Here is a 26,068-nt window from a genome sequence, read left to right as displayed (position 1 = left end):
TCTGCGCATCAACGTGATTGGACGCGAAGACCGGCTCAAGCGGCATTGACTGGGCCGGGGCAGGTCGTGGAGGAGGGACTCGGCCCCGGACACGCGACATTGCTTCCCGGTCGAAGCGTTTCCGGTGCAAGCCCAACGTGGATTGCCGCAGGCGGCGAAGTGCCGCCTGCTCCCAAGTCAGCTCGGCAGATATTCCTCGCTCCAGGACTCACTTAGTGCGCCTGAGGCCAGCATTTTTTCGACCGCACGATCGGCATAGCCGAGCTCGGCCAGAATGGTGCGGGTGGACGCGCCGAATTTTTCGGAGGGAGACACCGAGTAGACCTTCCCGCGAGTTGTCCGCACGGCGTATGGGTCAAGCTGGATGACCTCATGACCCGAAGGGTGATCAGCATAAACCGAGAAGGAATAGCTGCCATTGTCTGTTCCCGGTGTATCATCCGCTTCCCGGGAGTGTCTCGCTCTGAGCGCATCGATGTTTTCACAGATCGCCACGCCGATATCCGCGTCCCGCAGTCGTGAGAGCCATTCCGAGGCGGGTTGGCTCTGGAACGCGGCAGCGAGATAGGCGGCGCGCTCATCGGGGTCAATATCGGGAAGCTCTTCAAGTCCTTCGACATTGCGAAAGCGCTGAAGGTCATTCTCATAAGCGCTCAGAAGTATGTGCCGTCCGGAGGCGGTGCTGTAAAAGCGGCTGAGATCGTCCCAGCCGATGGCTTCGGGTCCGGAAGGTTCGTCAAACAACCCGCGTCCCTTGTAGTCAAAGGCAAAGGGCAGCTGCAGCAGCCCGCTGTTGGCGGACAGCGAGGTGCGTCCCCGTCCAATCCGGCCATGGCGGTGTTTCTGATAAAGTGCCGCTGCCACCGCCAGCGCGCCACCAAATCCGCACATGACGTCAATCGTGCCCACATGCGCGTGTTCCTCGGGCCTGTCCATGGCTCCCCCGAAGCGCAGCATGATGCCTGTCGCGGCCTGCACGAGGTCGTCATAGCCGATATAGTCGGTTCGAACTCCGCGGCGTACGCCCGAGAAGCAGTCGAGCTTGCAGAAGATCGCATCCGGGTTCAGCTTGCGCAGGCTCTCGGTATCGAGGCCCATGCGCTTGATCTGGCTGTCAGGTGCGTTCCAGACGATGATATCGACCGATTTCACGAGATCTTCAAACACCTGCCGTCCGTAACGCGATTTCAGATCGGCAAGCATCGAGCGTTTGCCGCGCATCTGGGAAAGGCCATAGATCACCGTGTTCCAGCTGTCGTATAGCGGCTGAGCGGGGTCGAGTTTGATGACCTCTGCGCCAAAGCGGGCGAGATAGCAGGCTGAATGCGGTCCCGCGATCACATTGCAGAGGTCCAGCACGCGCACACCAGTCAGCCATGCCTCTTGATCGTTCTCCTCGGACGGCTCTGGAATGTCGGTTCGAAGCTTCCGCAGGATCTTCAGCGCTTCGTCGAACTCCACCCAGCGGCGCGGTTCGGGCGTCAGTGCTTCCTCGCCGCTTTCCTCCATCCAGACGATTGGGCCGGGTTGGGTCATTTCACCGTATTCCGGATCCCAGACGTCGATCATCAGGCCGGAGTGCTCTGCGTATTCGTCGTTGATCCATTCCTGAAGCCACAACTGCGGCCCACCCGGGATGCCGGCACGGCCGAAAAGCTTGACCCATTCGCGCGCGGTGCGCGTCATGAAGACCTCCTTCATGCGCGCGGCGATGTGGTCGGCCCAGTCCTTGGGCATGGGATAGACACCCAGCGAAACCGGCGAGGACCATTCGGCCCAGGGTTTGTAGGTGTCGTCCTCTGAGGTCAGCCCGTCTTCGACCAGCTTCTCGTAAATGCCCAGCACTTCAAGGCAGCGCTTCGCATGATGTTTATGGCTGGGGCAGACCACGTAGAACATGCGTCCGTCCTTGCACATGTAGCTGCGGAAGAACGGATCCAGAAGTTCCTGCAGATCCTCGTAGGGAACGTTCATCTGCAGACCTTCGATCCGGCGTCGCTCGATCTCTTTTTCGCGCTGCGTAAGGTAGCGTTCGGGCATGTCGGCCACCTTGATGGAGTTGTAACACAGCCCCTCCATCACCGCGGCGGCCAAAGGCACTTCTATCTGATCGCCACGCCCAGTCACTTGCCGCGATTGCAGTGCCAGCACCGCAGCGGAGGCTGCAATCTGTGCAGCATAGGCCGAGGCCAGCGGCAGCGGAGAAAAGGACGGGTTTACACCCATCAGGACGCGGTTCAGCCCCATATCCGTAAACACACCGGAGCTTGCCGCAACAACAGTTTCAAACGCGCGCTGTTCGCGACGTTCAAGATCGTTCGAGGCAAAGCCAGGGATCGACAAGGTGATGAGTTCGGGACGCTCCTTGCGCATCTCCGCAAAATCGAGTCCCAGCGCTGCGAGCTTCCCCGGCCGGAAGTTCTCGATCACGATATCGGCTTCGGAACACAGTGCCCGGGCTTTTTCCAGCCCGTCTTCCGTTTTCAAATCAAGGTTCACAATGACCTTGTTCCGGTTCAGTGCTGCATTGGCCGGACTGTCCCACATGGGACCTGCAAGCGGGTCAATCTTGACCACCGTGGCGCCCAGATCACCGAGCAGCATTCCCACTGCAGGTCCAGCGATATATTGGCCGAAATCGACGATCTTTACGCCGGTCAGCGGAAGCTGGGAAAAGGTCTTGCGCATTGTTCCTCCGCAATTCTTGCCTTTATAAGGCTCGTTTTGTCACTGTCCTGCGAGTATCCATTGGGCGGCTTTTTCGGCGATCATGAGCGTGGGCGAATTGGTGTTGCCGCTGGTGATTTCCGGCATGACAGAGGCATCGACCACGCGCAATCCCGCAATCCCCTTGACCCGCAGATGCGGGTCGAGCGGGGCTGCGGCATCGTCCTCGCGGCCCATGCGGACAGTGCCGACCGGATGGAAGATCGTGTTGGCGATGTCCCCTGCAAGCTTAGCCAGTTCTTCGTCGGTTTGATACTCGACACCGGGCTTGAATTCCTCGGGTGCATAAGCTTCCATCGCCGGCTGCATCATGATCGTGCGAACCTGCCGCAGGCTTTCGGCGGCGACCTTGCGGTCTTCGTCCGTGTCGAGATAATTGGGCGTAATCCTCGGCGCATCGCGGAAGCTGTTCGAGCTGATCTTCACATGACCACGGCTGGTCGGGTTCAGGTTGCAGACCGAGACCGTGATTGCCGGGAATGCGTGCAGAGGTTCCCCGAATGAATCCAGGCTGAGTGGCTGGACATGGTATTCGAGGTTCGCGTGGGGGCGCTGCGGATCCGACCGGGTGAAGGCGCCCAGCTGGCTGGGTGCCATGCTCATCGGGCCGGACCGTTTGAACGCATACTCCATGCCGATTTTCGCCTTGCCCAAAAGGGTCGAAGCCAGGGTGTTGAGCGTCTTCGTACCTTTGACCTTGAACACGGCACGGATCTGAAGATGGTCCTGAAGGTTCTCGCCTACCTGAGGCGCATCCATGACCACTTCGATACCGTGTTCGCGCAATAGCGCAGCGGACCCCACGCCGGATAGCTGCAGGATCTGCGGCGAGTTAACGGCTCCTGCCGACAGCACGACTTCCTTCGTGGCGGAAAGTCTGCGGGACTGGCCGGCCCGGTTCACGATAGCGCCCGCACAACGCAGGCCACCGTCGGCATCACGCTCGAACGTCAGTCGCTCGACTTGCGCTTCGGTCCAGATGGTCAGGTTGGGGCGGTTTTTGGCCGGGCGCAGGAAGGCTTTCGATGTGTTCCAGCGCCAACCCGCGCGCTGATTGACATCGAAATAGCCAACCCCCGCATTGTCGCCTGAATTGAAGTCCTCGGTCTTCTCGACGCCGATTTGAGTTGCCGCGTCGGCGAAACTGTCCAGTACATCCCAACGCAGACGCTGCTTTTCCACCCGCCATTCGCCGCCATGCCCGTGAAAGTCGGAAAATCGGCTGTTGTCACCGGTGCGCAGGTCGCCGTCATCGAGCCTGTAGTGATCTTCGTGCTTCTTGAAATCCGGAAGCGCGTTTTCCCACGCCCAGGCATCCTCGCCGGTGATCCGGGCCCAATTGTCATAGTCGCGGGCCTGACCGCGCATGTAGATCATGCCATTGATCGAGGAACAGCCGCCCAGCGTCTTGCCGCGTGGATACCGCAAGGCGCGTCCGTTCAAACCCCTGTCAGGTTCGGTGTTATAGAGCCAATCGGCGCGCGGATTGCCGATGCAGTAGAGGTAACCCACCGGGATGTGGATCCACGGGTAATTGTCGCGCTTGCCGGCTTCGAGCAGGAGAACATTGTTGGACGGATCGGCGCTCAACCGGTTGGCCAACAGGCAGCCGGCGGTACCAGCCCCCACGACGATATAATCGAACGTCATGTCGATCGACATGGTTCCCTCCCTGAACTGCACTGTTTTGGGCTTTAACGGGGCATCTCGCACAAATCCAATGACAATTGGCACCAAGTGATATTAGAGATTTTTATATGAAGCTCTTTTCAAACATCAGCGGACTGCTGGCCTTCACCACCGTTGCCCGCGAGGGCAGTGTCTCGCGCGCCGCCGAGCTTTTGAACCTGACCCAACCCGCCGTCAGTCATCAGCTCAAACGGCTGGCGGAGGAAACAGGGACCACGCTTTTCAGACGCACATCCAGGGGACTGGAATTGAGCAATAGCGGTGCGGAACTCTTGGCCAAGGCGGAGCAGGTGCTCGAGGCCCTGGCAGAGTTTCGTCGCAGTGCGCAGCAGGGCAAAGGCAGTGTCAGTGGCACGTTACGCATTGGAACCATCGTGGATCCCGAATTCATCCGGCTTGGTCCTCTGCTGCGGCGGTTGCGTGCCGATTATCCCGGCATAACAACTGAGCTTACCCATGGGGTCAGCGGTGAGGTTCTGGCGAGGCTGATGCGAGGCCATATCGATGCGGGGTTTTATCTGAGCACTCCGGACGGGCCGGTGCTTCAGCAGAATGAGGAAAGGCTCCACACCGTGCGGCTTGCCGACTTCGCTTATCGTGTCATCGCCCCTCCGGGATGGCAGGCCCAGGTCGAGACCGCGGGCTGGGAAGTCTTGGCAGAGCTGCCCTGGATTGGCACGCCGCCCACATCGGCGCACTACCGATTGCTGGCCGAGATATTCACCAGACATAATTGCCGTCAGAACATCGTTGCCTTGGTTGATCAGGAGGCATCGATGCTGGAAATGGTGCGGGCAGGCGTTGGCCTCAGCCTCTGCCGCGAGTCCATTGCCTTGCACCAGCGCCAGGCCTTCGGTATTGCGGTGGGGAATGCGGTATCCGTTCCCGCCTGCCTGGGCTTTGCAACAATGAACCGGCATTTGGGTCGGGACACGATTGCGGCGCTTCTGGACTCTCTTCAGGAAATTTGGATTGGCAAGTGAGCCGCAAGCTTTGTCAGCGCCTCACTGCGGTTTCAGCTTGACGTTTTGACGTGCCAGGAAAGCAGGTCATCGCCCCGGCTTTTCGGAGGCGACTGATCGATCATGCGCCCTCTCGAAGGGTCGATTGGCGCTTGGAGTAGGAGGAGCGAGGTGCTGAAACTTTGCAGACGAAAATCACATCGATCATTAGGCAAGTGAGAAGCAACGCTCACACGGTGACGGCCATGCGTGAGGAAACAACCAGCAGACTGACATTGCGCAGAAGAAACCCGAAGAACTGAGCTAAACGCTCTTCACCAACCCCGGGCAATTCCAAAATGAGGTTCACCGAACCCGATTGAATTGCGTGGTGTCAGATCAAGTTGGATTTGGTAGCGGAGGAGGGACTCGAACCCCCGACACGCGGATTATGATTCCGCTGCTCTAACCGGCTGAGCTACTCCGCCATCCTGTGCGATCCGGGCCTGGGCGGCCCGCGCAACGTGGGGTGCTTATAGTGAGGCGGCGGGCGGGCGTCAAGCGTTGAATTGGCGTCCGGCCGCAAAGTTTTTTGTTTGGCTTCAAGCCGCAGAAACCGGGGTTTTAGCCTGTGGAAAATCGAGCGCCCAGTCGCCCGTGCGTTCGGTCTTGTGGATCCAGCCGCCGCCCAGAACGCGGGCCGTATCGTCGTCCGTATCGAAGAAGACGCAGGCCTGGCCCGGGGCGACGCCGGTTTCGCCATTGGCGAGATCCACGAAGCCCTTGCCGTTCAAAATGCGCAAGGTGGCTGATGCCGGCGGGCGCGTGGAGCGGACCTTGGCGAACAGCTCGATCTCGTCGCCTTCATCCAGCGGCTGGTCGCCGATCCAGTTCATCTCGCGCAACAGGATGGTGCGGGTGGCCAGGGCCTCGCGCGGGCCGACGACGACACGGCGCTCGTCCGGATCAAGGCGCACCACATAAAGCGGGTCACCGGTCGCAACGCCAAGGCCGCGACGCTGGCCGATGGTGTAGTGGATGATGCCGTCGTGCGTGCCCAGCACGCGTCCGTCCATATGAACGATCTCGCCCGGTTCGGCCGCATTGGGGCGCAGCTTGCGGATGACCTCTGCATAATCGCCGTTGGGTACGAAGCAGATGTCCTGGCTGTCCGGCTTGTTGGCGACGGTCAGGCCGAATTCGGCCGCAAGCTCACGCACCTTCGACTTGGGCATGCCGCCCAGCGGAAAACGGATGAAATCGAGCTGGTCCTGCGTGGTGGCGAACAGGAAATAACTCTGGTCGCGGTCGAGATCGGCCGGACGGAAAAGCGCGCGCTTGTTGCCCTGCTGGGCAGAGCGGACATAGTGCCCGGTCGCCAGTGCATCCGCACCGAGATCCTTGGCGGTCTTCAGAAGATCGGTGAACTTGACCGTCTGGTTGCAGGAAACGCATGGGATCGGTGTTTCGCCGGCGATGTAGCTGTCGGCGAAACGGTCCATGACCTGTTCCTTGAACCGGCTTTCATAATCCAGCACATAATGGGGAATGCCGATCATTTCCGCCGCACGGCGGGCATCGTGAATGTCGACGCCTGCGCAGCAGGACTTTGCCTTGCTGACGGCTGCGCCATGATCGTAAAGCTGCAGGGTGACCCCGATGACGTCGTAGCCTTCCGCCTTCATCAGGGCGGCCACGACCGAGCTGTCGACGCCGCCTGACATGGCGACGACAACGCGAGTGTCTTCCGGGCGGCCGGGCAGATCCAGACTGTTTCGCATCCAGTGTACTTCCAGAAGTTTTCGGCCGATCGCGCAGGCGGGGCGGTTGTCCGTCCCATGCCATCCGCGCCCCGTCGGGCGGGCGGCGATCAAGGGCCCAATTCAAAGTTGGCGGCACTATACAGATAAGGCGAGCTGCTGCCAATTGCTTCCCCTGCATGGCAGGCACGCTTTGCCTGACCGGCAAAGCTTGCCGCCCAGATGCCGGATAAATCCGCGTTGGATTGGGAGAAAGGCCAATGGTTTCAATGAGTTTTTCCGGTTTCTGCATTTGGCCCGATGTTTGCTTTCAATCTCGGTGACGTAATGTGCCCGCCGCTGCGGGCCAGGAGCTGGGGGCAAACGTGCTGCCATTTGGACTTACAACGGATGTATCTGCCGGGGCGCTGGCGGCAGGCGCGGGCAGCGCGCTTGCTGGTGGGCAGGCGTCTGCCGGTGCCGCGGGTGCCTCAATCGGGGGCAAGGCAAACGGATTTGCCGAGGAACTGAGTTCGGTTGCCGGGCAGGGTAAGGCGCAGGTCAGTGCTGTGGTTTCCGTCAAGGGGAGGCGGGCAGCCGAACCAGTGACGCCGGGCGCCGTTGCCGCGCAGACCCAGGCCAATGTTGTTACCGGCGAACTCGTGCCGCCTGTTTCAGCGGAATCGGCTGTTCAGGCAGTTGGTTCGGTTGTCACCAGCGACGTGGAGACCGGAACCCTCCCGGTGACCCTGCCGGTGAACGACGCGCAACCGGGCGAGGCCGAGACAGATCCGCTTCTTGCTGATGGTGAGGATACGGCGGAAGCGGGTGACGCTGCCCTGGGGGCTGAACTTGCACCGGTCGCGGCTGCTGTGCCGCCCGTTCCGGTCGTGACCGGAGACGGCGCTGTGGTTGCTTCCGTGTCGGCTGATGGTGTGCTTTCCGGTGCCGGGCCTGCTACAGGCGGCGCGCCATCGGCTCCGTTGTCTGGCACTGCAAACGGGACTGCGCCTGTACCGGCAGCCGATGCCGACGCCAATGCAAATTCCAGTTCGGCTTTGCCGGCGGCAGGGTCGAATCTGGGCGGAACCGCAACCGGAGCAGAGGCAGGCGCCACGCAGCCGGCAACGGCCGGAGATCAGAAACCGGCAGTCGGCGCTGAGCTTCAGGCGGCCGGGACCCGGCCAGCGCCCGTGACGACTGAGCGCCGCTGGCAAAGCGAACTGCCGAAAGAGTTTCGGGCGCAGGGAACGCCATTCATACAGCCGAAGGGTCCGCAATCAGCCACAGGGCTGCCGAACCAGGCTGCGGCCCAGACGGGTGCTCCAGGTGCTGCTCAGGCGGCAGCTAACGCACCGGGCCTTCAGGTGGCCGCGGCCACACCTGCCGGAACTGTTGCAGCTTCCGTTTCTGCTGTTGCCGCGACTGTTGCTTCGGCTGACAGTGCCGGGACATCCACAGCTCCCGCCACAGTTGTGACGGAGGGGCAGGTCTCCGTTCAGCCGGCTGAAACGCCGGTGACAGTGAATGCGGAAACAGGTGGGGCGGCAGCACAGGCAGGCAACACCACGGGCGCCTCAACGACACAAAGTACGGCAGCCGCGAATGCGGGAACCGTGCCCGTGCCGCAGGCAGCTCCGGCAACGCCTCAGCCGGTTCCGGCCGAGCAGCTGCTTTCCGGTGACGGGGCAGATGAAGCCGGGGTGGGTCCTCTAAAGGTAAACACTGAGACTGCTGCCGGCCCGCAGACGACCGGAAATACCCAGAACCTTGCCGAAGGACCGACTGCGAACGGTCCTGAGCGGGCAGGGCCGGAACCGCGCGGAGCTGTGTTGGCGGCCCCTGTTGCGGCGGCAGCGCTTTCGAATATCGCCGCGGAAGACGCGGAACTGCCGGCAGATCTGCCGGAGACAAGTATCTCCGGTGAATTCGGCACGGCCACGGTGCGGGGTGGCGATCTTGCCGGAGCGATGCGGACCGAGAGCCTGCAAGCGCCCAGCCAGAGCCAGTCCGGTCAAGTTGCAACCCAGGTGGCTGCCGAAATTGCACGTAATCTGAAGGACGGTCAGACCCGTTTCCAGATGCGTTTCGACCCCCCGGAGCTAGGCCGGGTAGACGTCGAGATGAAGGTATCTCACGACGGCAAGGTGCAGGCCCATCTGCGGGTCGACCGCCCGGAGACGCTGGACATGTTCCTGCGCGACCAGCGCGGTCTGGAGCGGGCACTGGAAGCGGCCGGTCTCAACCCGGATTCAGACAATCTGCAATTTTCCCTGAGGCAGGACGGTGGCCAGCAGTTCGGCTCCCAGCAGGGTGAAGGCGGCCATCAGCCGGCTTCCAATGGTGGCGGAGGCACGGTTTCCGCGGAAGCCGATCCGATGCTTGAAGACATTGTCAGAATGACCATCGCCGAACAACGCGGCGGTCTGGACATGAAAGTTTAACGGGGCGGGTTGCCGCCTCAGGAGTGAAAAATGACAACTGTTTCTCCAGCTTCCTCGGCATCGTCGCAGACCGGTTCGGCTAACAGCCAGGCTGGGCTTATCGCGGATTACGAACTGTTCCTGAGCATCCTGACGACGCAGATTCAGAACCAGGATCCGCTGGATCCGCTGGACTCGGCCGAATACACCAATCAGCTGGTCCAGTATTCGAGCGTCGAACAGGCCATCAAGCAGAACCAGAACCTGGAAGAGATCATTGCCTCGCTGACCAGCAATCAGAGCATGGGCTACGTCAGCTACATCGGCAATGAAGTCACCGCAGATGCCTCGACCACGACCCTGTCGGGCAGCAAGGCAAGCTGGAGCTACAATGTGGCGGAAGATGCGACAGGCACCTTCGAGATTCGCAACACAAGCGGCTCCATCGTCTTCAGCGGCGATATCGAACTGGCTGCGGGCGAGGGCACCTTCTTATGGAACGGCCAGACCGATTCTGGCCAGCAGGCGGTCAACGGGCTCTATACCATCTCGTTCGACGTGAAGGACGCGTCCAGCCGCCCTGAAACCGTCAAGACAACCGTTTCCGGTATCGTCGACAGCGTGGACTGGTCGAGCGGCGAGGCGGTGCTGAAGGTCGGAAGCCAGGAATTTCCGGTCAGTTCCGTGGTGTCGGTCGCTCGTCCGTCCTGAATTCCGCGTCAATTGAATTTTCTTCAAACCGCTTCGGAGCTGTTCCGGGGCGGTTTTCTGCGTTTTGGGATCATTGTTTCGACCGTTTTCCGCAGACCGGATGTTTGCCGGCACATAAATTACACGATTTAGGTGTTCATGCAGATCTCTGCAATTTTCAATTTAATCGAATTGCCTTGCAAATTGCACGGTCAGGTAAATATGGTTAACGAATTCATATAATACTATTTAGAATTGGACCCTTTATCTTTGCCAAATCCTAAATATCATTCACTAAATTTAGATTTTATAGTTAATAAAAACACAATTTTGCTTTAGGCGTTTGTTAAGCGTCATCTTGTAGTCTCAATTGAGCCTTGGTCATGGTTAGTGTGAGAGTACAATGACCGAACACATTCGTTCGCGTGTAAAATATGTCATCGGACCGGACGGGAGCCCGCTAACCATTGCGGACCTGCCTCCGACTTCGACAAAGCGGTGGGTTATCCGCCGCAAGGCAGAGGTGGTTGCCGCAGTTCGCGGCGGCTTGTTGTCCCTTGAAGAAGCTTGCCAGAGGTACACTCTGACAGTTGAGGAGTTTCTCTCCTGGCAAAGCTCGATCGAAAAGCACGGTCTTGCCGGGCTTCGAGCTACCCGGATCCAACAATATCGAAATTGATCCGGAATACAGTTTCTGCACCGCGCTCAAAAGGCGCAATCAAAGGGTCGGCTCTGCCGGCCTTTTTATTTGTCTTGCTGTCCGTACGGAACTTATCCAAAAATTAATGAGGTAGGCAGTTTTTCCCCACCTCAGTTGCAGTTTGCATTAATGAAAACGGCGGAAACCCGCCAATCCACCCCTATTGGAAAGGTTTTGTTAACCACTTGTTAACCACCTGGGCGGCAAATTTTGCCCATCGAAGGTGTGGCGTGCCCGGCCGACTCCAATAATAACGGCAAGGGCATGTTTCAGATGCGGGCGGGCATTCGTGAACGGACTTGTTGAATTCATAAGAACATTGGGGGCGGCGCGCATTGCCGCAATGGGGGCGGTTGCCGCCATCCTCGTTGGTGTCTTCGCGTTTATCATCTTCCGGGTGACAGCCCCGCAGATGACGACGCTCTACAATGAGCTGACGCTTGAAGATTCCGCGGCGATCGTGTCCCAGCTGGAGAGCCAGGGCGTGCAGTTCGAGATTGCACGTCAGGGAGCCTCCATTCTTGTTCCCAATGAACAGGTCGCCCGCCTGCGCATGCAACTGGCAGCCGAAGGCCTGCCGACCGGTGGGTCCATCGGCTACGAAATCTTCGACCGTTCCGATACGCTGGGGGCCACCAGCTTCGTTCAGAACATCAATCACCTGCGTGCCATGGAAGGTGAGCTGTCGCGCACGATCGGTTCCCTCGACCGCATCCGCGCCGCCCGCGTTCACCTGGTGATTCCGGAGCGCCAGCTTTTCCAGAAGGATCGCCGTCCCCCGTCCGCCTCCATCGTGCTGAATGTGCGTGGTGCGCTCGGGCCTGGTGAAATCCGGGCCGTGCAGCACCTGGTTGCCACTGCGGTGGACGGACTGGACCCGGACCGGGTTTCCATCGTGGATGAAAGCGGCCGCCTTCTGGCCTCCGGCGTGGGCAATGATGAAGACGGTCTGATGTCGAATTCGTTGCAGGAGCGGACTGTCGAAGTCGAAGGACGGCTGCGCAACCAGATCGAGGAAATCCTGAACTCCGTCGTGGGGCCGGGCCGGGCAAGGGTTCGCGTCAACGCGGAAGTCGACTACAATCGTCTGACGGAAACCACCGAGACCTTCGATCCGGACGGGCAGGTGGTGCGTTCGACACAGTCCAAGGAAGAAGCGTCTTCCGCTGTTTCCCGGAACGGGCAGGTCACCGTCGCCAACCAGCTTCCGAACGCGGATGCCGGTCAGGGCGGCGCGGAACGCGACACCTCGTCCATCACAGAGGAAATCGTCAACTACGAGATTTCCCATTCAACCCGCACCGAAGTGGTCGAGGCGGGCAATATCAAGCGGCTGTCCGTTGCTGTGCTGGTCGACGGCACCTATCAGCCGGACGACAATGGCGGCAGCACCTACACGCCGCGGTCGCAGGAAACCCTGGACCGGATAGCGGTTCTGGTGCGGTCCGCCGTCGGGTTCAATGCCGAGCGCGGTGACGTCGTTGAAGTGGTGAACCTGCAGTTCGCCTTGCCGCCGCAGGACGACCTTCTGGTCGAAAGCGACAGCCTGTTCGACTTCACCCGCAACGACATAATTCGCTTTGCGGAGCTTGGCGTGTTGTTCCTGATCGCGGTGATGCTGCTGCTCTTTGTGGTTCGTCCGCTTCTTCGCCGCATCGTGACACCGGAAGAAAAGCAGCCGCAGGAGCTGATGATCGGCCCGGACGGTACTCTGGTGGTGGAAACGGAAGTTCCGCAGGAAGAGTCAGCCGAAGACGAATTCGTGATCGAATGGCTGGAACAGGCCAAGCAGGAAGGCGCAATGCAGGCAAGCTCGATTGCCAAAGTGGGCGACATGATCAAGGACCATCCGACCGAAGCGGTGACCATCGTTCGCGGTTGGCTGGATGAACAGGCGGCCTGACGGTGAGCGATCAACTCCAGAAACAGCTGCAGGTCAGCGCGGACGAAGAAGAGCGCGAGCTGAAGGGAGCGGAACGGGCAGCCGTTCTGCTTCTCGCGCTTGGCGAGTCCCATGGCGCGCCGATCTGGGCAAAGCTTGACGAGATCGAAGTGCGCCAGGTTTCGGCTGCGATGGCCAACCTCGGCCCGGTCACGCCGAACATGCTGGAGAACCTGTTCAAGGATTTCGTGCGCCGTGTCAGTTCCAAGGGGTCGCTGACAGGGAACGTCGATGCGACCGAGCGGCTGCTCGCCAGCTTCCTGCCGGGCGAGAAGGTTTCCATCATCATGGAGGAAATCCGCGGTCCGGCCGGGCGTAACATGTGGGAGAAGCTCTCCAACGTGCAGGAGAACGTTCTCGCCAACTATCTGAAGAACGAATATCCGCAGACGGTCGCGGTGGTGCTGTCGAAGATCAATTCCGACCACGCCGCACGGGTGCTGGGCATCCTGCCGGAAGAACTGGCGCTGGAAGTGGTCAGCCGCATGCTGCGCATGGACGCTGTCCAGAAGGAAGTTCTGGAAAAAGTGGAGCAGACGCTGCGCGTTGAATTCATGTCGAACCTCACCAACACCTCGCGGCGCGACAGCCACGAGATGATGGCGGAGATCTTCAACAACTTCGACCGGCAGACCGAAGCCCGTTTCCTGGCGGCGCTGGAAGAGGACAACCGCGAAGCCGCCGACCGCATCAAGACGCTGATGTTCACCTTCGACGACCTTCTCAAGCTCGACGCGGCAAGTGCCCAGACGCTGCTGCGCCACGTGGAGAAGGATCAGCTTGCGATCGCGCTCAAGGGCTCCACGGATACCGCGCGCGAATTCTTCTTCGGCAACATGTCCTCGCGCGCTGCCAAGCTCCTGCAGGACGACATGGATGCACTCGGACCGGTGCGGTTGCGCGACGTGGACGAAGCGCAGACAAGCATGGTGAACAAGGCCAAGGACCTGGCGGCCAAGGGCGAGATCATGATCTCCAAGTCCAAGGGCGAGGATGAAATTATCTACTGATGCGGCAAGCGGCAGGCACTTACAGCAGAATGGGAAGCATGACCAACCCGTCGAAATTTCTGTTCAACGTTGACTTCTCCGAGCCTGAAGAGCCGGAAGAGGTCGCTCCAGTCGAGCCCGAAATTCCGATGATTCCCGTCGCCCAGCATGAAGAGCTGCTGAAGAAGGCCAGGGCTCAGGCGTTCGAGGAAGGCCGGGTGAAGGCGTTGCAGGACCTGCAGACCAAGCAGGAAACCTTGCTGACGGCGGAGGTCAACAATCTGGTCGGCGCTGTCTCGCGGGTCCTGGATACTCTGGACGGCCAAGTGGCTGATCGCGAGAAAGATGCCATCAGCCTCGCTTTTCTTGTGGCTAGACGCCTGTGTGCCCATCTCATCGCACGCCAGCCGCTGGCCGAGACGGTGGCTTTGGTGTCAGAATGCCTGGGACCGCTGCGCAAGGCGCCGCATCTTGTCATCCGTATCGCCGAGAAGGATGTAGAGGTGCTGAAGGCCCAGGTGGATCCGATCATTCACGAAAAGGGCTTCGAAGGGCGGCTGGTTATCCTCGGCGAGCCGGAAATCGGTCGAGGCGATTGCCATATAGAGTGGGCCGACGGCGGCATCAGACGAGATCGCAAGGCCATCGAAGCCGAAATCGATGCCAGCATTCGCTCCTACCTGCGGGGGCGCAGCGCCGAAAGACGAAGCAAAACCTCCGACACGTCGGCGGAAAAGGAAACTGACGCATGAGCGACGAGCAAGATCACAACATTCCGCTCGACGAGCTCGAGGCGCCTCAGCGCCGGCTCGACGACGGCGAAATGCATGTCCCGCAGTCCGCGGCTGACCTTGAGGCCGTGTTCGACGTTCCCGTGCGCATCTCCGCCGTCCTGGGACATTCCAGAATGCATGTCGCGGACCTTTTGAAGCTGGCCTCCGGAACGGTCCTGGAACTCGACCGGAAGGTGGGGGAAGCCATCGATATCTACGTGAACGACCGGTTGGTTGCCCGCGGCGAAGTCGTCCTGGTGGAAGACAAGCTCGGCGTGACCATGACTGAAATCATCAAGACGGATCGATAGGGAAAGTAACGGATGCGGCTGTTAATTGTCGGAACGCTCGGCGGTCAGCTGACGACGGCTTCCAAGATCGCGATGCAGGGGGGAGCCCAGGTTACCCATGCGGACGATATCGAAGGCGCCCTGAAGGTTCTTCGGTCCGGGCGCGGGGCGGACCTCCTGATGGTCGAGGTTCACCTCGACATTGCAGGATTGATCCAGAAACTCCAGAACGAGCGCGTTCATGTGCCCGTGGTGGCCTGCGGCGTAGAAACGGACGCGCAGGCTGCTGTCTCCGCAATTCGGGCCGGCGCGAAGGAATATATTCCGCTGCCACCCGATCCGGAGCTGATTGCTGCCGTTCTGGCGGCCGTTGCCCAGGAACGCGGCGACCTGATCTACCGCGACGACGCCATGGCGTCGGTGGTCAAACTGGCCGAACAGATTGCTCCCTCGGACGCCTCTGTGCTGATCACCGGCGAATCCGGCACGGGTAAGGAAGTCATCGCCCGCCATGTGCACAAATGTTCGAACCGAGCCTCCAAGCCGTTTATCTCGATCAACTGTGCGGCCATTCCCGAGCACCTTCTGGAATCAGAACTCTTCGGCCACGAAAAGGGTGCCTTTACGGGTGCCGTTGCCCGCCGGATCGGCAAGTTCGAGGAAGCCGACGGCGGCACGTTGCTGCTCGATGAAATCTCGGAAATGGATGTCCGCCTGCAGGCAAAGCTGCTGCGCGCAATCCAGGAGCGGGTGATCGACCGCGTCGGTGGTACGCGCCCGGTGCCGGTCAATATCCGCATTCTGGCAACGTCCAACCGCGATCTTGCAGAGAGCGTGCGCCAAGGACATTTCCGGGAAGATCTGCTGTTCCGCCTCAATGTGGTGAACCTGAAACTGCCGGCGTTGCGCGAGCGACCGGCGGACATCATGGAACTGGCCCTTTTCTTCATCAAGCATTACTCGGAAGCCAACGGTGTGCCGGTGCGGCCGCTGTCCGTCGAAGCACGCCAGGCGCTGATGTCCAACCCGTGGCCGGGAAACGTGCGCGAGCTGGAAAACACCATGCACCGCGCCGTGCTGTTGGCTTCTGGCGGTGATATCGGCGTTGAGGCAATCCGCATGCCGGATGGCTCGCCGTTGACCGTTTCCAAGGGTGCTGCGGAGCGGGCGGCGCTGACCGCGGAAGCCGTGACGCGATCCTTCGTCGGCAGGACTGTTGCCGATGTCGAGCGCGACCTCATTCTCGACACGCTCGATCATTGCCTGGGCAACCGGACCCATGCTGCAAAAATTCTGGGTATTTCAATCCGGACGCTGCGCAACAAGCTGAATCAATATACCGATGAAGGGATCAGCGTTCCCGGACCGGGTGAAGCCCGGGCCTGAATGGGCCGGCAGGACACATAACGGAAGACAGCCCGCGCACTGACCCGGGCGGTGGCCACAGGAAACCAGAATACAAATGTCGGACACGGCAGCAGGCGAACAAGGCAGAACGGAACGCCCGGCAGGGGAGCCGCAGACGGCTGCGCCCGCGGCGGCCACCGGTCTTGCGGGTTATCCTGTTCTCCAGGAGATCGTAGATACCCTTCGCCGGGGGGACGTCGGTCTTGCGACCGGCATCCTTGTCATTCTGACACTCCTGATCCTGCCGATGCCGCCCATGATGCTGGACGCGTTCCTGGCGGTATCCATCATCTTTTCCGTCATGATCCTCATGACGGGCCTGTTCATCCAGCGGCCGCTGGAATTCTCGTCTTTCCCGACGGTGCTGCTGATCGCAACCATGCTGCGGCTTGGTCTGAACATTTCCTCCACACGGCTGATCCTGGCAAACGGGCATGAAGGCACTGCGGCGGCGGGCAACGTCATCCAGTCCTTCGGCAATCTCGTCATGGGCGGGAACTTCGTCATCGGGATCATCGTGTTCGCGATCCTGGTGATCGTGAACTTCGTCGTCATCACCAAGGGTTCCGGCCGTATCGCGGAAGTCGCGGCGCGCTTCACCCTGGATGCCATGCCCGGCAAGCAGATGGCGATCGACGCAGATCTTTCCGCAGGTCTCATCGATGAAGCGGAAGCAAAGTCTCGCCGTAAGGCGCTGGAGGACGAAAGCGCCTTCTTCGGTGCCATGGACGGTGCATCCAAATTCGTGCGCGGCGATGCCATCGCCGGCCTTCTGATCACCTTCATCAATATTCTCGGCGGCATCTTCATCGGTGTGGCGCAGATGGAGCTGACCTTCACCGAGGCCGCCAACAACTACACGCTCCTGACCATCGGCGACGGGCTCGTCTCCCAGATTCCGGCGCTGATCGTGTCCACGGCCGCAGGTCTTCTGGTGTCCAAGGCAGGGGTACATGGTGCTGCCGACAAGGCTCTGACCAGCCAGTTCACCGGCTATCCCAAGGCGCTTGGCATGTCCGCGGCGGTGATGATGATCCTGGCGCTGCTGCCCGGCATGCCGATGGTCCCGTTCTTCGGTCTTGCCGGCCTTGCTGGCTATCTGGCCTTTTCCGTCGGCTCGAAAAAGAAGAAGGAAGCTGCCAAGGCCGAAATGGTCAAGGCCGTGGAAGCTGCGCCGAAGCCGCCGCCCGAGCCGCCGATTACCGATGCCCTGAAGATGGATGAACTGCGCATCGAACTCGGCTATGCCCTGTTGCCGCTGATCAACGGCAAGGCGACGGGCGACAACGACGTTCTGACCGAGCAGATCAAGGCCCTGCGCCGCCAGATTGCGGGCGACATGGGCGTGATCATGCCGCCGGTGCGCATCCTCGACAACATTCAGCTCGGCGCGAACGACTACGTCATCAAGGTGAAGGAGGTCGAAGCCGGCCGCGGCGTGCTTTACCCGAACCACTTCATGGTGATGGATCCTGCCGGAGGGCAGGTCAAGCTGCCGGGCACACATACCACCGAGCCGACTTTCGGATTGCCCGCGACCTGGGTGGAAGCCCAATACCGCGAGGATGCTTCCTTGCGTGGTTACACGGTGGTGGATCCGGCAACCGTTCTCTCCACCCACCTGACCGAGACGATCAAGGGCAACATCAGCGAACTGTTGACCTATGGCGACGTTCAGAAACTGCTGAAGGAACTGAGGGGCGAGCAGGCCAAGCTGGTCGAGGACCTGATCCCCTCCCAGATCACCGTTTCCGGTGTCCAGCGCGTGCTGCAGACCCTGTTGGGCGAGCGGATATCGGTTCGCGATCTAGGCACCATTCTGGAAGGCGTTTCCGAGGCGACCGGCATGACCCGGAACACGGATACCATCGCCGAGCATGTCCGCACCCGGCTCGGCAGGCAGATCTGTGCCGCCAATCTGGCGCCGGGTGGATACCTGCCGCTAATCGCGCTGTCGCCGCAATGGGAGCAGGCATTCCTGGAATCGATCATAGGTGAGGGGGACGACCGTCAGCTCGCCATGCAGCCGAGCAAGCTGCAGGAATTCGTCGGCAGGGTGCGTGATGCGTTCGAGCAGGCTGCCCAGCAGGGCGAGGTTCCCGTTCTGCTGACGTCACCGCAGACCAGGCCGTTCGTACGCTCCATCGTGGAGCGCTTTCGCGCCCACACGACGATCATGAGCCAGGCGGAAGTTCATCCGCGGATCAAGCTGAAGACAATCGGTTCGATCTGAGGTGGCGTAGTCGCCGAAGCGCTCAACAGGGGCTGTTGAGCGCCTGCGCTCTTGTCACTCTGTGCTTCAGACCACCACGTTGATCCTGGCCATGGCCGCCGTCTGGCTGGCGTAAGTACCGAGCCGTCCCTGGTTCTGCATGACGAACAGCGTATTGGCCTGCGAGGCCTGCGTGTTGATCGATTGCATCACGTAAGCAAGATTGTTCAGCTGATCAATGCGCTTCGCGGCCATCTGACGCCGCTTCATCCAGGCCTTGTTGTAGTCAGCCAGGGTTGGCTTGCGATTTGAGCCGAAACGTTTGGAATAGTCCCTTTGGAAGTAGTTCCCGATCTTCGCCATGCGATTGCCTTTTCAAAAGACCACATCAGCATTGCTCCTCGAGGAATTAACAACTTCTTAATGCCAAGAAGCCGCGTAATACGCGGCGTAACTTTTCTTGAAAATAACTTTCGCCGAGGCATTCGCCCGGCGGTCCATAAGGGAAAATCTAGACGAGAACGTTGATGCGGGCCATCGTCGCCGTCTGATTGCCGTAGCCACCCAGCCGGCCCTGGTTCTGCATGACATACAGGGTGTTGGTCTGAGAAGCCTGCGTGTTGATGGATGCGAACGTGGACGCCAGATTGCGAAGCTGCTGCATTTTCTGCGTGGACGCCTGGCGACGCCCGTTCCAGGCCTTGTTGTAGTCAGACCACGTCGACTTCCGCTTGGTGCTGAAGGTTTTGTGGTACTCCCGCTGGACGTAGTTTCCGACCTTTGCCATGGCAGCTCCTTTCTGGAGATCTGAACAGACTGTGTGCCAAGATGGTTAACAGGCTCTTAAACGAACGCATTCTGCACAGAGCGTCTTGGCGATGAGCGCTCCAGCTGTTAAGCCCGTGCAGATACGCGAAATTCTGGAGTTTTCATGTCGACTCAAGCGCTTAACCTCGATGGCTACACGGATATCCCGGATGGCAAGATTGCCTTCGTCGTGACCTATCTGGAGATGCTTCAGGCTCCCGAACAGCCACTTGCACCGTCCCGCGGCGACGTGATGCTGGAACGATGGACGACACCGGATGTAGATGGCTACCGCAAGCTGTTCCGGCAGGTCGGCGAGGACTGGATCTGGTTTGGCCGGCTGGTTCATGACGATGCGGAACTGGCACAGTTGCTTGCCGAACCGACTCGCGAGAATTACCTGCCAATGATCGACGGCAAGCCCGTCGGGACACTGGAACTCGACTTTGCCAACCCGGAAGAGCCGGAACTTTCCTATTTCGGCCTGGTGCCGGGCGCTATCGGAGGTGGCCTGGGGCGCTGGCTGATGGCCCAGGCGCTGGACATCGTCTGGTCCCGCCCGGAAACAAAGCGCCTGTGGGTGCATACCTGCACCGGCGACAGCCCTCAGGCGTTGATCTTCTACCAGGCCTGCGGCTTCAAGCCCTACAAGCGCGCTATCGAAGTTGCCGAAGATCCGCGTCTGTCAGGGCTTCTCGGCCGGGAAAAGGCCTTGCATGTGCCGGTAATCGAGTAAACACAGGATCATCCAGGCCTTGAATTGTGATGCGGTGTCGCGAGGGATCAAACGCTCGCGCGAACCCTTTCCGGAAAAGCATCTGAGATGGCCTTGCGGTTTGGTTCCAGCACGCCGCGTTCGGTGATGAGACCGGTGACGAGGCGCGCAGGGGTAACGTCGAAGGCCGGATTGCCGACAGGGGAGCCGTCCGCGACGATATCCACCGTTTCGATTTCGCCGGTGCTGGTGCGGCCGGTGATCCGGCTGACCTCTTCGCCGCCACGCTCTTCAATGGGGATCTGCCTGAGGCCGTCCGACAGGGAGAAGTCGATGGTCGGCGACGGCAGCGCGACGTAGAAGGGCACGCTGTTGTCCTTTGCCGCCAGCGCTTTCAGGTAGGTGCCGATCTTGTTGCAGACATCGCCAGTGGCCGTGGTGCGGTCCGTTCCGGTGATGACGATATCAACCTCGCCATGCTGCATCAGGTGACCACCCGCATTGTCGACGACGACCGTGTGGGGCACACCGTGATGGCCGAGTTCCCAGGCCGTCAGGAAAGCCCCCTGGTTGCGCGGCCGGGTTTCATCGACCCAGACATGAACGGGTATGCCGCCGTCGTGGGACATGTAGATAGGCGCCGTGGCGGTGCCCCAGTCGACGGTGGCAAGCCAGCCTGCATTGCAATGGGTCAGGATATTGACCGGCTCACCGGCCCGCTTCAGCCGGGATATCGCGGCGATCAGCTCCATGCCATGCATGCCGATGGCCATGTTGATGGCGATATCCTCGTCGCAAATATCGTTTGCCAGTTTGAAGGCGGCTTCCTCACGTATCTCGGGCGCCACCCGGACCAGCGTCCTGCGGGCCTTGTCGAGGGCCCATTGAAGGTTGACGGCTGTCGGCCGGGTTTCCAGAAGAGCCGAGCAGGCGGCATGCAGGTTGTCGTCCGACGGATCGTTTCGCATGGCCAGCGCGACGCCATAGGCGGCCGTGGCACCTATCAGCGGTGCGCCGCGTACCTGCATGGTGCGGATCGCATGGGCGGCGTCTTCCATGGTGTGGAGACGCGCGATCTCGAATGTGTGCGGAAACCTCGTCTGATCGATGATCTCGACCGAGCCGCCATCTTCCGCCAGCCAGATCGTGCGATATTTCTTGCCGTCCACGTTCATGAGCGAAACTCCGCAATCGCAATTTGTTTTTGCATAACCCATGAACAGGTCTCAGGCCAGCAGTGCGTTACTGGCACCGGCATCAAAAATACCTTAATCTTCGTTAACCATGTTTGGATCATTGCCAGTGGATAGCTCGCAGGTGAAGGCCATGCAGCTGTTTCACTCACGACAGAGTCAGTTAAGACTTGATTCACCAACGGCAGTACAACGGAGTCACGTGTACCCCATGTCTGAAATGCAGGATAACGTCGTCCCACATACGCGCATGCGGTCCTTGCGCGATGCGATCCGTAAGGTCCAGCTTGGCGAAGTTGAACGGTCGGACGTGGTTGTTGAGCTGCAGGAGACCGAGCGCGCCCGGCTGGACATGCTTGCAGACGAGCTGAAGGATGTTTTCAGGGAAATACCGGAAGACGACGACCAGTTCTCCCTTCAGATCATCTCAGGATCGACGCCGCGTCTGTGGATCGATGCGACCAGTCATGTGGCTGTCGGCGGTGACCGGCGCACCTACCGCTTTCTGAAGGATACCCGCCTTGGCCGGGTGGTCATTCTGGAAACGGCCAACATCGATGACATGGCAGACTGCCTGACCGAATATATCGCAGAGCGCGTGCTGGAGCGGGAAAAGGCGCTGGAAGGCGACTGGCTCAACAATCGTCTGCGTCAGGTTGCGCTCGACAGCAAGGTTGTGCGCGTCAAGGAAAGCCGTACGCCCTGGATGGCGGTTGCCGGCGCATTCGGCATCGGTCTTGCCGCCGGCGTCGTTAGCCTGATCGCCTTTGCCTGGTTCGCCAATCCTCTTTAAGCCAGCCTTGCGGCCGTTTCGCTCCCGCCGGATGACCTGGTTGATTGTCTCGGGTTGCTGTTGAGGCGCATGTGTCCGTCTGTAGCCTTGCAAAAGGCTTGAGATACCGGCGTCAACGTTTGCGTGCCGGTATCTCCACTTTCCTCTCTGCCAACAGTTTCACCGGCTCGTCCGGTGCCGCGAAGCCGTGCTCTTCCATCCGGCAGGACCAGCCTTCGCCGGTCTTTTCGATCCGGAACAGATTGTAACGGGCCGCCGGCTTCTTTCCGCCGGGCGCGCTGGTGGCCGAGGGGACGCCGACAACGGGAACCGGACCAGCCGGCCCCTCGATATGCTCGAAGCTGTCGACATGTGTGTGGCCGTGCAGGATCAGTTCCGCACCGGCTCTCTTGACCACCGCGCGGACTCGCGAAGCATCGGACAGGCGCTTGTGCCAGTGGGTGGCATGCCGAAACGGCGGGTGGTGCAGCATCACGACGCGAAAGAGGCCGTCGCGGCCAAGATCGTCGAGGATGGCTCGCAGCCGTTTGCTCTGCTTGCTGCCGACCCGTCCGGTGGCAAACCACGGCCCGCTGGCACGGCCGGTCGTCACGCCGACCAGCGCAATGCCATCTCGCTTGCGAACATATGGAAAGGTTGCTTCCGATTTGGTGCCGTTGGATGGCTGGCTGCCTGCGCCGTCACCGTTCATGTATGGCCACCAGGCAGCGCGAGCCCTGCGCACGGCGCCAGGCACATAGGCGTCGTGATTTCCTGGAACGACGGAGACATCCTCCGGGGCGCCAATTTCTTCAAGCCAGGTTCGAGCACCGGTAATTTCAATGGGCAGGGCGATGTTCACCAGGTCGCCGGTGACGGCAATATGATCGGGTGCCTGCGCCTTCATGTCCTCGACGAGCTGTTCCAGGTAATTGGCACCCATGATCCTGGACCGGTTGCGATGCCAGTTGAGATAACCAAGGATGCGCTTGGAAAAGAGCTGTAACAGCTTGGGGTCCGGCAGTGGGCCAAGGTGCGGATCGGAAAGATGAGCGAGCGTGAATGAGGACATGGTCGCGCATCTTCAAAACCAAAGGCGCCGCGTCAAGAGGAAATGACGCGGCGCCTTCAAGTGAGTTTCGGAACTGTGCCGGGAAACCGGTTACTTGACCGGCTTGACTGCCTTAGCGGCTTTCGGCGCCTTCTGGGTGTTATTGTCTGCGGAGCGCGTGGTTTCGCGCAGCGTCGCGCCAACAACATTCACGAATCCGAACATGGGTCTTCTCCGTACAGGTCCTTCAACCGGCCTTAGTTGGTCGGGAAAGTGGTCAGGGTTGCGACGATGCGCGGGTTTGTCAGGTCAATAGCCGGCTTCCACTGGTAGTGGCTGGGGTTACGGCGGCGTTTTCCAAACAGAGCGTTCAACATAATCTTTTCCTTCAGGTTCGGGCGGTCAGAAGGGCTGCCCTCGAATTCATCAACTTGCCCGATATATATGCATGCACTGCACAAAGGAGGAGCGTTATTCTCACGGGGCAGCCCTGCGGGGATTGCATGGGTTAAAAAAGTTCTACTCCGCGTTTAGATCCGGTAACGTTCTGAGAATGCTGAAGATATTATCAATCTTGCCGACGTCGGTGACCACGCGCCTGATCCAGGGAATTGGACTGGTTCGAAATCCGTTCACGCTTGGCGTCCGAGTGATCGTCGAAGACGAAGGCAGTCGGGTCCTTTTGGTGAGGCACAGTTATGTCAGTGGCTGGTACCTGCCGGGGGGCGGCGTGGACAAGGGCGAGACCATGGAAGAGGCGGCTTGCCGGGAGGTTCTGGAGGAGGCGGGTGTCTTGTCAGCCACCAGGCCCCAGCTCATCAATGTGTTCCTGAACGAGGAAGCAACCGGCCGGGATCATGTCGGCCTTTATCACATGCCAGAGTGGCACGAAGCCGACAGCTTTCTCCAGCCCAATGCGGAGATTGAGGAAGCAGCCTTCTTTGCCCTGGAAGCCCTGCCGGAGGGGCTTACCCGGTCGACTGCTCGAAGGCTTGAGGAATTTCGGTCGGGGAATGCGTCGGACGGCAGCAGATGGTGAAATCTGCCAACCGCCCGTGTCGGTCACGTCACGTCCCGGGTGAACCGGATCCGGCCAGAACCAGGACCTCGCACCAGATCAGGCCGCAGCCTTGAACCGCTCGCGATCGTGTGGACGAGTAAAGTCCAGGTCAGGTCCGACAGGTACGATGCGGGTCGGGTTCACGCTTTCATGTGAGCCGTAGTAGTGCTGCTTGATGGTTGTCATATCGACAGTCTCGGCAACGCCGGGGACCTGATAGAGCTCCCGCAGATAGTTCGACAGGTTCGGATAGTCGTCGATCCGGCGAATGTTGCATTTGAAATGCCCGACATAGACCGCATCGAAGCGCACCAGCGTCGTGAACAGCCGCCAGTCGGCTTCCGTGAGCCGGTCTCCCGCCAGATAGCGCTGGTGAGACAGGCGATCTTCCAGTTCGTCGAGCGCCTTGAACAGCTCTGTCACGGCTTCTTCGTAGGCTTCCTGGGTGGTCGCAAAACCGGATTTGTAAACGCCGTTGTTGACGGCGTGGTAGACGCGTTCGTTGATGCTGTCGATCTCGCTCCGCAGGGCGGACGGATAAAAATCCAGTTGTGAGCCGGTCAGGCCGTCGAACGCGGAATTGAACATCCGGATGATCTCGGAAGATTCGTTACTCACGATGGTGTTCTGCTGCTTGTCCCACAGGATCGGCACGGTGGCGCGGCCGCTGTAGTGCGGATCTGCCTTGGTATAGACGTGCCAGGCATATTTCGCGCCGGTCAGCGGATCGATTTCCGGGAATTCCCAGCCGTTTTCCAGCATGAGCGGCTGCACGGCGGAAACGGAGATCAGGTCTTCAAGTTTCTTGAGCTTGCGGAATACCAGGGTGCGATGCGCCCAGGGGCAGGCGTAGGAGACGAACAGATGATAGCGTCCGGCTTCCGCCTTGAAACCGCCGTCGCCGGATGGGCCCGCAGACCCGTCTGACGTAACCCAGTTCCGGAAGGCCGCGTCCTTGCGGACGAACCGTCCGCCGGTGGATTTCGTGTCGTACCATTTGTCTTTCCAGACGCCGTCGACCAGCAGTCCCATGATGCGCTCCCTTGTTGTGCTTCGTCTGCATAGGTTGTGCACACAGGCGGAAAATCAATCAATTGAATGCTCTGTTCCGGCTCGGTGAACAATCAGCAGCCTTGTGCGAAACAGGTAAAAAACGCTGGACCGAAGCGGCCATTGCGTGGTAACCGCTTCTCCTCTTTCAGGAAATATCGGCTTTCGAACAGGCCGATATAGCAATGAGACTGGGATAGATGACCGCAGGTCTTACGCTTCGACGACGAACCAGCCGACGAGAAAGCTCTCGTCCGCACCGTCGCGGCTGACCTGATCCTGGATTTCCCTTACGTTTCATCCAGGCACTGGCAGGCGCGCATTTCTCCAAAGACTGCATGCTTGCTGGAACCAGCCAAATGAAACAGACCACATGGGTCATCCGGCCCGAAGACGCGACCGACACCTCCGCAATTGACGACCTGCAGGCCGAAGCTTTCGGCCCCGGACGGTTCGCGAGAACCGCGTTCCGTATCCGCGAAGGCGTGCCGCATCGCCCGGACGTTTCTTTCGTCGGCCTTGCGGGCGAGCACGTGGCAGGGTCCATCAGGTTGACCCCGATCACCATCGGCGAGACAGATGCGCTGTTGCTTGGTCCGTTGACTGTCTCTCCCGACTTCAAGAACCGGGGTCTCGGCAAGGCCTTGATGCGCACGGCGATGGAAGCGGCCGCGGCGGCCGGGGACAAGGTCGTGCTGCTGGTCGGCGATGCTCCCTACTACAGCCCCTTCGGTTTTCAGCAGGTGCCGCTCGGACGCATCACGCTACCCGGGCCCGTCGATCCTGCAAGGCTGCTTGTCGCTCTTTTGAACGACGGCGACATTCCTGGCGGGATGGTGCATGGCGGGACCTCTGCTGCGGCAGTTTCCTGAGCTTCTGTTCTTACGCGGCCCTGTAT

General features: G+C 60.1%; 22 protein-coding genes and 1 tRNA gene. 14 read left to right on the top strand and 9 right to left on the bottom strand.

Annotation, left to right across the window (positions count from 1 at the left end):
* Positions 1 to 177: 177 nt before the first annotated feature.
* Positions 178 to 2,688 carry a CoA transferase gene (locus ACYQ54_RS06850; protein ID WP_460080544.1) on the bottom strand — a complete coding sequence of 837 codons (2,511 nt, stop codon included), beginning with the start codon at positions 2,686 to 2,688 and terminating at the stop codon, positions 178 to 180.
* A 39-nt stretch (positions 2,689 to 2,727) separates the two neighbouring features.
* On the bottom strand, positions 2,728 to 4,389 hold the full coding sequence (locus ACYQ54_RS06845) for a GMC family oxidoreductase (RefSeq protein WP_460080543.1): 1,662 nt from the start codon (positions 4,387 to 4,389) through the stop codon (positions 2,728 to 2,730).
* A gap of 65 nt (positions 4,390 to 4,454) precedes the next feature.
* Between ACYQ54_RS06845 and ACYQ54_RS06840 the strand changes: the two genes are divergently transcribed.
* A complete protein-coding gene (locus ACYQ54_RS06840; protein WP_460080542.1) occupies positions 4,455 to 5,399 on the top strand; it encodes a LysR family transcriptional regulator in 945 nt (314 codons plus the stop codon).
* Positions 5,400 to 5,768: 369 nt separating this feature from the next.
* On the opposite strand, the gene ACYQ54_RS06835 is transcribed toward ACYQ54_RS06840, so the two are convergent.
* Both ACYQ54_RS06835 and mnmA read right to left on the bottom strand, forming a co-directional pair.
* Positions 5,769 to 5,845 (bottom strand) — tRNA-Met (locus ACYQ54_RS06835).
* Between the two features lie 114 nt (positions 5,846 to 5,959).
* On the bottom strand, positions 5,960 to 7,138 hold the full coding sequence (mnmA, locus tag ACYQ54_RS06830) for a tRNA 2-thiouridine(34) synthase MnmA (RefSeq protein ID WP_460080540.1): 1,179 nt from the start codon (positions 7,136 to 7,138) through the stop codon (positions 5,960 to 5,962).
* A 308-nt stretch (positions 7,139 to 7,446) separates the two neighbouring features.
* Here mnmA and ACYQ54_RS06825 point away from each other — a divergent pair, with 308 nt between their 5' ends.
* From ACYQ54_RS06825 to flhA, 9 genes are all read left to right on the top strand, one after another.
* Positions 7,447 to 9,540 carry a flagellar hook-length control protein FliK gene (locus ACYQ54_RS06825; protein WP_460080539.1) on the top strand — a complete coding sequence of 698 codons (2,094 nt, stop codon included), beginning with the start codon at positions 7,447 to 7,449 and terminating at the stop codon, positions 9,538 to 9,540.
* 30 nt (positions 9,541 to 9,570) lie between these two features.
* Entirely contained in the window at positions 9,571 to 10,230 is a 660-nt protein-coding gene (locus tag ACYQ54_RS06820; RefSeq protein ID WP_460080536.1) for a flagellar hook assembly protein FlgD, read from the top strand.
* Between the two features lie 382 nt (positions 10,231 to 10,612).
* Entirely contained in the window at positions 10,613 to 10,888 is a 276-nt protein-coding gene (sciP, locus tag ACYQ54_RS06815) for a CtrA inhibitor SciP (protein WP_006940094.1), read from the top strand.
* A 310-nt stretch (positions 10,889 to 11,198) separates the two neighbouring features.
* Entirely contained in the window at positions 11,199 to 12,812 is a 1,614-nt protein-coding gene (fliF, locus tag ACYQ54_RS06810; RefSeq protein ID WP_460080534.1) for a flagellar basal-body MS-ring/collar protein FliF, read from the top strand.
* A gap of 2 nt (positions 12,813 to 12,814) precedes the next feature.
* On the top strand, positions 12,815 to 13,861 hold the full coding sequence (gene fliG / locus ACYQ54_RS06805) for a flagellar motor switch protein FliG (RefSeq protein WP_460080532.1): 1,047 nt from the start codon (positions 12,815 to 12,817) through the stop codon (positions 13,859 to 13,861).
* A gap of 38 nt (positions 13,862 to 13,899) precedes the next feature.
* Complete coding sequence (locus ACYQ54_RS06800; RefSeq protein WP_460080530.1) at positions 13,900 to 14,592, top strand: FliH/SctL family protein; 693 nt, start codon at positions 13,900 to 13,902, stop codon at positions 14,590 to 14,592.
* Positions 14,589 to 14,924 (top strand): flagellar motor switch protein FliN, encoded by a 336-nt coding sequence (fliN, locus tag ACYQ54_RS06795; RefSeq protein ID WP_460080529.1) that lies wholly within the window; start codon positions 14,589 to 14,591, stop codon positions 14,922 to 14,924. Before ACYQ54_RS06800 ends, fliN begins: the two co-directional genes overlap by 4 nt.
* A gap of 12 nt (positions 14,925 to 14,936) precedes the next feature.
* Positions 14,937 to 16,289 carry a sigma-54-dependent transcriptional regulator FlbD gene (gene flbD / locus ACYQ54_RS06790; RefSeq protein WP_460080527.1) on the top strand — a complete coding sequence of 451 codons (1,353 nt, stop codon included), beginning with the start codon at positions 14,937 to 14,939 and terminating at the stop codon, positions 16,287 to 16,289.
* A 76-nt stretch (positions 16,290 to 16,365) separates the two neighbouring features.
* Positions 16,366 to 18,543, top strand: coding sequence for a flagellar biosynthesis protein FlhA (flhA, locus tag ACYQ54_RS06785; RefSeq protein WP_460080525.1), 2,178 nt, complete (start codon positions 16,366 to 16,368; stop codon positions 18,541 to 18,543).
* A 66-nt stretch (positions 18,544 to 18,609) separates the two neighbouring features.
* Here the strand turns inward: flhA and ACYQ54_RS06780 are convergent, their stop codons facing one another.
* Positions 18,610 to 18,885, bottom strand: coding sequence for a flagellar biosynthesis protein (locus ACYQ54_RS06780; protein ID WP_460080523.1), 276 nt, complete (start codon positions 18,883 to 18,885; stop codon positions 18,610 to 18,612).
* Positions 18,886 to 19,033: 148 nt separating this feature from the next.
* Positions 19,034 to 19,309 carry a flagellar biosynthesis protein gene (locus ACYQ54_RS06775; protein WP_460080521.1) on the bottom strand — a complete coding sequence of 92 codons (276 nt, stop codon included), beginning with the start codon at positions 19,307 to 19,309 and terminating at the stop codon, positions 19,034 to 19,036.
* Positions 19,310 to 19,453: 144 nt separating this feature from the next.
* Between ACYQ54_RS06775 and ACYQ54_RS06770 the strand changes: the two genes are divergently transcribed.
* Positions 19,454 to 20,065: a GNAT family N-acetyltransferase gene (locus tag ACYQ54_RS06770; RefSeq protein WP_460080520.1), complete on the top strand. Its 612-nt coding sequence runs from the start codon at positions 19,454 to 19,456 to the stop codon at positions 20,063 to 20,065.
* A 47-nt stretch (positions 20,066 to 20,112) separates the two neighbouring features.
* On the opposite strand, the gene mtnA is transcribed toward ACYQ54_RS06770, so the two are convergent.
* Positions 20,113 to 21,219, bottom strand: a complete 1,107-nt coding sequence (mtnA, locus tag ACYQ54_RS06765) for an S-methyl-5-thioribose-1-phosphate isomerase (RefSeq protein WP_460080519.1) — start codon at positions 21,217 to 21,219, stop codon at positions 20,113 to 20,115.
* Between the two features lie 229 nt (positions 21,220 to 21,448).
* On the opposite strand from mtnA, the gene ACYQ54_RS06760 reads away from it, so the two are divergent.
* Complete coding sequence (locus tag ACYQ54_RS06760; RefSeq protein ID WP_460080517.1) at positions 21,449 to 22,030, top strand: hypothetical protein; 582 nt, start codon at positions 21,449 to 21,451, stop codon at positions 22,028 to 22,030.
* A gap of 112 nt (positions 22,031 to 22,142) precedes the next feature.
* Here the strand turns inward: ACYQ54_RS06760 and ACYQ54_RS06755 are convergent, their stop codons facing one another.
* The gene (locus ACYQ54_RS06755) at positions 22,143 to 23,081 is read right to left on the bottom strand and encodes a metallophosphoesterase family protein (RefSeq protein ID WP_460080516.1); all 939 of its coding nucleotides are present in this window, start codon (positions 23,079 to 23,081) and stop codon (positions 22,143 to 22,145) included.
* Between the two features lie 532 nt (positions 23,082 to 23,613).
* On the opposite strand from ACYQ54_RS06755, the gene ACYQ54_RS06750 reads away from it, so the two are divergent.
* The gene (locus tag ACYQ54_RS06750; protein WP_460080514.1) at positions 23,614 to 24,099 is read left to right on the top strand and encodes an NUDIX domain-containing protein; all 486 of its coding nucleotides are present in this window, start codon (positions 23,614 to 23,616) and stop codon (positions 24,097 to 24,099) included.
* Positions 24,100 to 24,177: 78 nt separating this feature from the next.
* Here the strand turns inward: ACYQ54_RS06750 and ACYQ54_RS06745 are convergent, their stop codons facing one another.
* The gene (locus ACYQ54_RS06745; RefSeq protein ID WP_460080513.1) at positions 24,178 to 25,152 is read right to left on the bottom strand and encodes a glutathione S-transferase family protein; all 975 of its coding nucleotides are present in this window, start codon (positions 25,150 to 25,152) and stop codon (positions 24,178 to 24,180) included.
* A 377-nt stretch (positions 25,153 to 25,529) separates the two neighbouring features.
* Here ACYQ54_RS06745 and ACYQ54_RS06740 point away from each other — a divergent pair, with 377 nt between their 5' ends.
* Positions 25,530 to 26,042 carry a GNAT family N-acetyltransferase gene (locus tag ACYQ54_RS06740; RefSeq protein ID WP_460080511.1) on the top strand — a complete coding sequence of 171 codons (513 nt, stop codon included), beginning with the start codon at positions 25,530 to 25,532 and terminating at the stop codon, positions 26,040 to 26,042.
* Positions 26,043 to 26,068: the final 26 nt, after the last annotated feature.

The sequence above is a fragment of the Roseibium sp. LAB1 genome (genome assembly GCF_054658235.1).
The sequence above is the reverse complement of the archived record's forward strand: the minus strand, read 5'-3'. Positions and strand labels throughout refer to the sequence as shown.

Coding starts and splice junctions, on each gene's coding strand:
- ACYQ54_RS06850 (WP_460080544.1), bottom strand. CDS start 2,688: ATGCGCAAGACCTTTTCCCAGCTTCCGCTGACCGGCGTAAAGATCGTC.
- ACYQ54_RS06845 (WP_460080543.1), bottom strand. CDS start 4,389: ATGTCGATCGACATGACGTTCGATTATATCGTCGTGGGGGCTGGTACC.
- mnmA (WP_460080540.1), bottom strand. CDS start 7,138: ATGCGAAACAGTCTGGATCTGCCCGGCCGCCCGGAAGACACTCGCGTT.
- ACYQ54_RS06820 (WP_460080536.1), top strand. CDS start 9,571: ATGACAACTGTTTCTCCAGCTTCCTCGGCATCGTCGCAGACCGGTTCG.
- sciP (WP_006940094.1), top strand. CDS start 10,613: ATGACCGAACACATTCGTTCGCGTGTAAAATATGTCATCGGACCGGAC.
- ACYQ54_RS06800 (WP_460080530.1), top strand. CDS start 13,900: ATGACCAACCCGTCGAAATTTCTGTTCAACGTTGACTTCTCCGAGCCT.
- fliN (WP_460080529.1), top strand. CDS start 14,589: ATGAGCGACGAGCAAGATCACAACATTCCGCTCGACGAGCTCGAGGCG.
- flbD (WP_460080527.1), top strand. CDS start 14,937: ATGCGGCTGTTAATTGTCGGAACGCTCGGCGGTCAGCTGACGACGGCT.
- flhA (WP_460080525.1), top strand. CDS start 16,366: ATGTCGGACACGGCAGCAGGCGAACAAGGCAGAACGGAACGCCCGGCA.
- ACYQ54_RS06780 (WP_460080523.1), bottom strand. CDS start 18,885: ATGGCGAAGATCGGGAACTACTTCCAAAGGGACTATTCCAAACGTTTC.
- ACYQ54_RS06775 (WP_460080521.1), bottom strand. CDS start 19,309: ATGGCAAAGGTCGGAAACTACGTCCAGCGGGAGTACCACAAAACCTTC.
- ACYQ54_RS06770 (WP_460080520.1), top strand. CDS start 19,454: ATGTCGACTCAAGCGCTTAACCTCGATGGCTACACGGATATCCCGGAT.
- mtnA (WP_460080519.1), bottom strand. CDS start 21,219: ATGAACGTGGACGGCAAGAAATATCGCACGATCTGGCTGGCGGAAGAT.
- ACYQ54_RS06760 (WP_460080517.1), top strand. CDS start 21,449: ATGTCTGAAATGCAGGATAACGTCGTCCCACATACGCGCATGCGGTCC.
- ACYQ54_RS06755 (WP_460080516.1), bottom strand. CDS start 23,081: ATGTCCTCATTCACGCTCGCTCATCTTTCCGATCCGCACCTTGGCCCA.
- ACYQ54_RS06750 (WP_460080514.1), top strand. CDS start 23,614: ATGCTGAAGATATTATCAATCTTGCCGACGTCGGTGACCACGCGCCTG.
- ACYQ54_RS06745 (WP_460080513.1), bottom strand. CDS start 25,152: ATGGGACTGCTGGTCGACGGCGTCTGGAAAGACAAATGGTACGACACG.
- ACYQ54_RS06740 (WP_460080511.1), top strand. CDS start 25,530: ATGAAACAGACCACATGGGTCATCCGGCCCGAAGACGCGACCGACACC.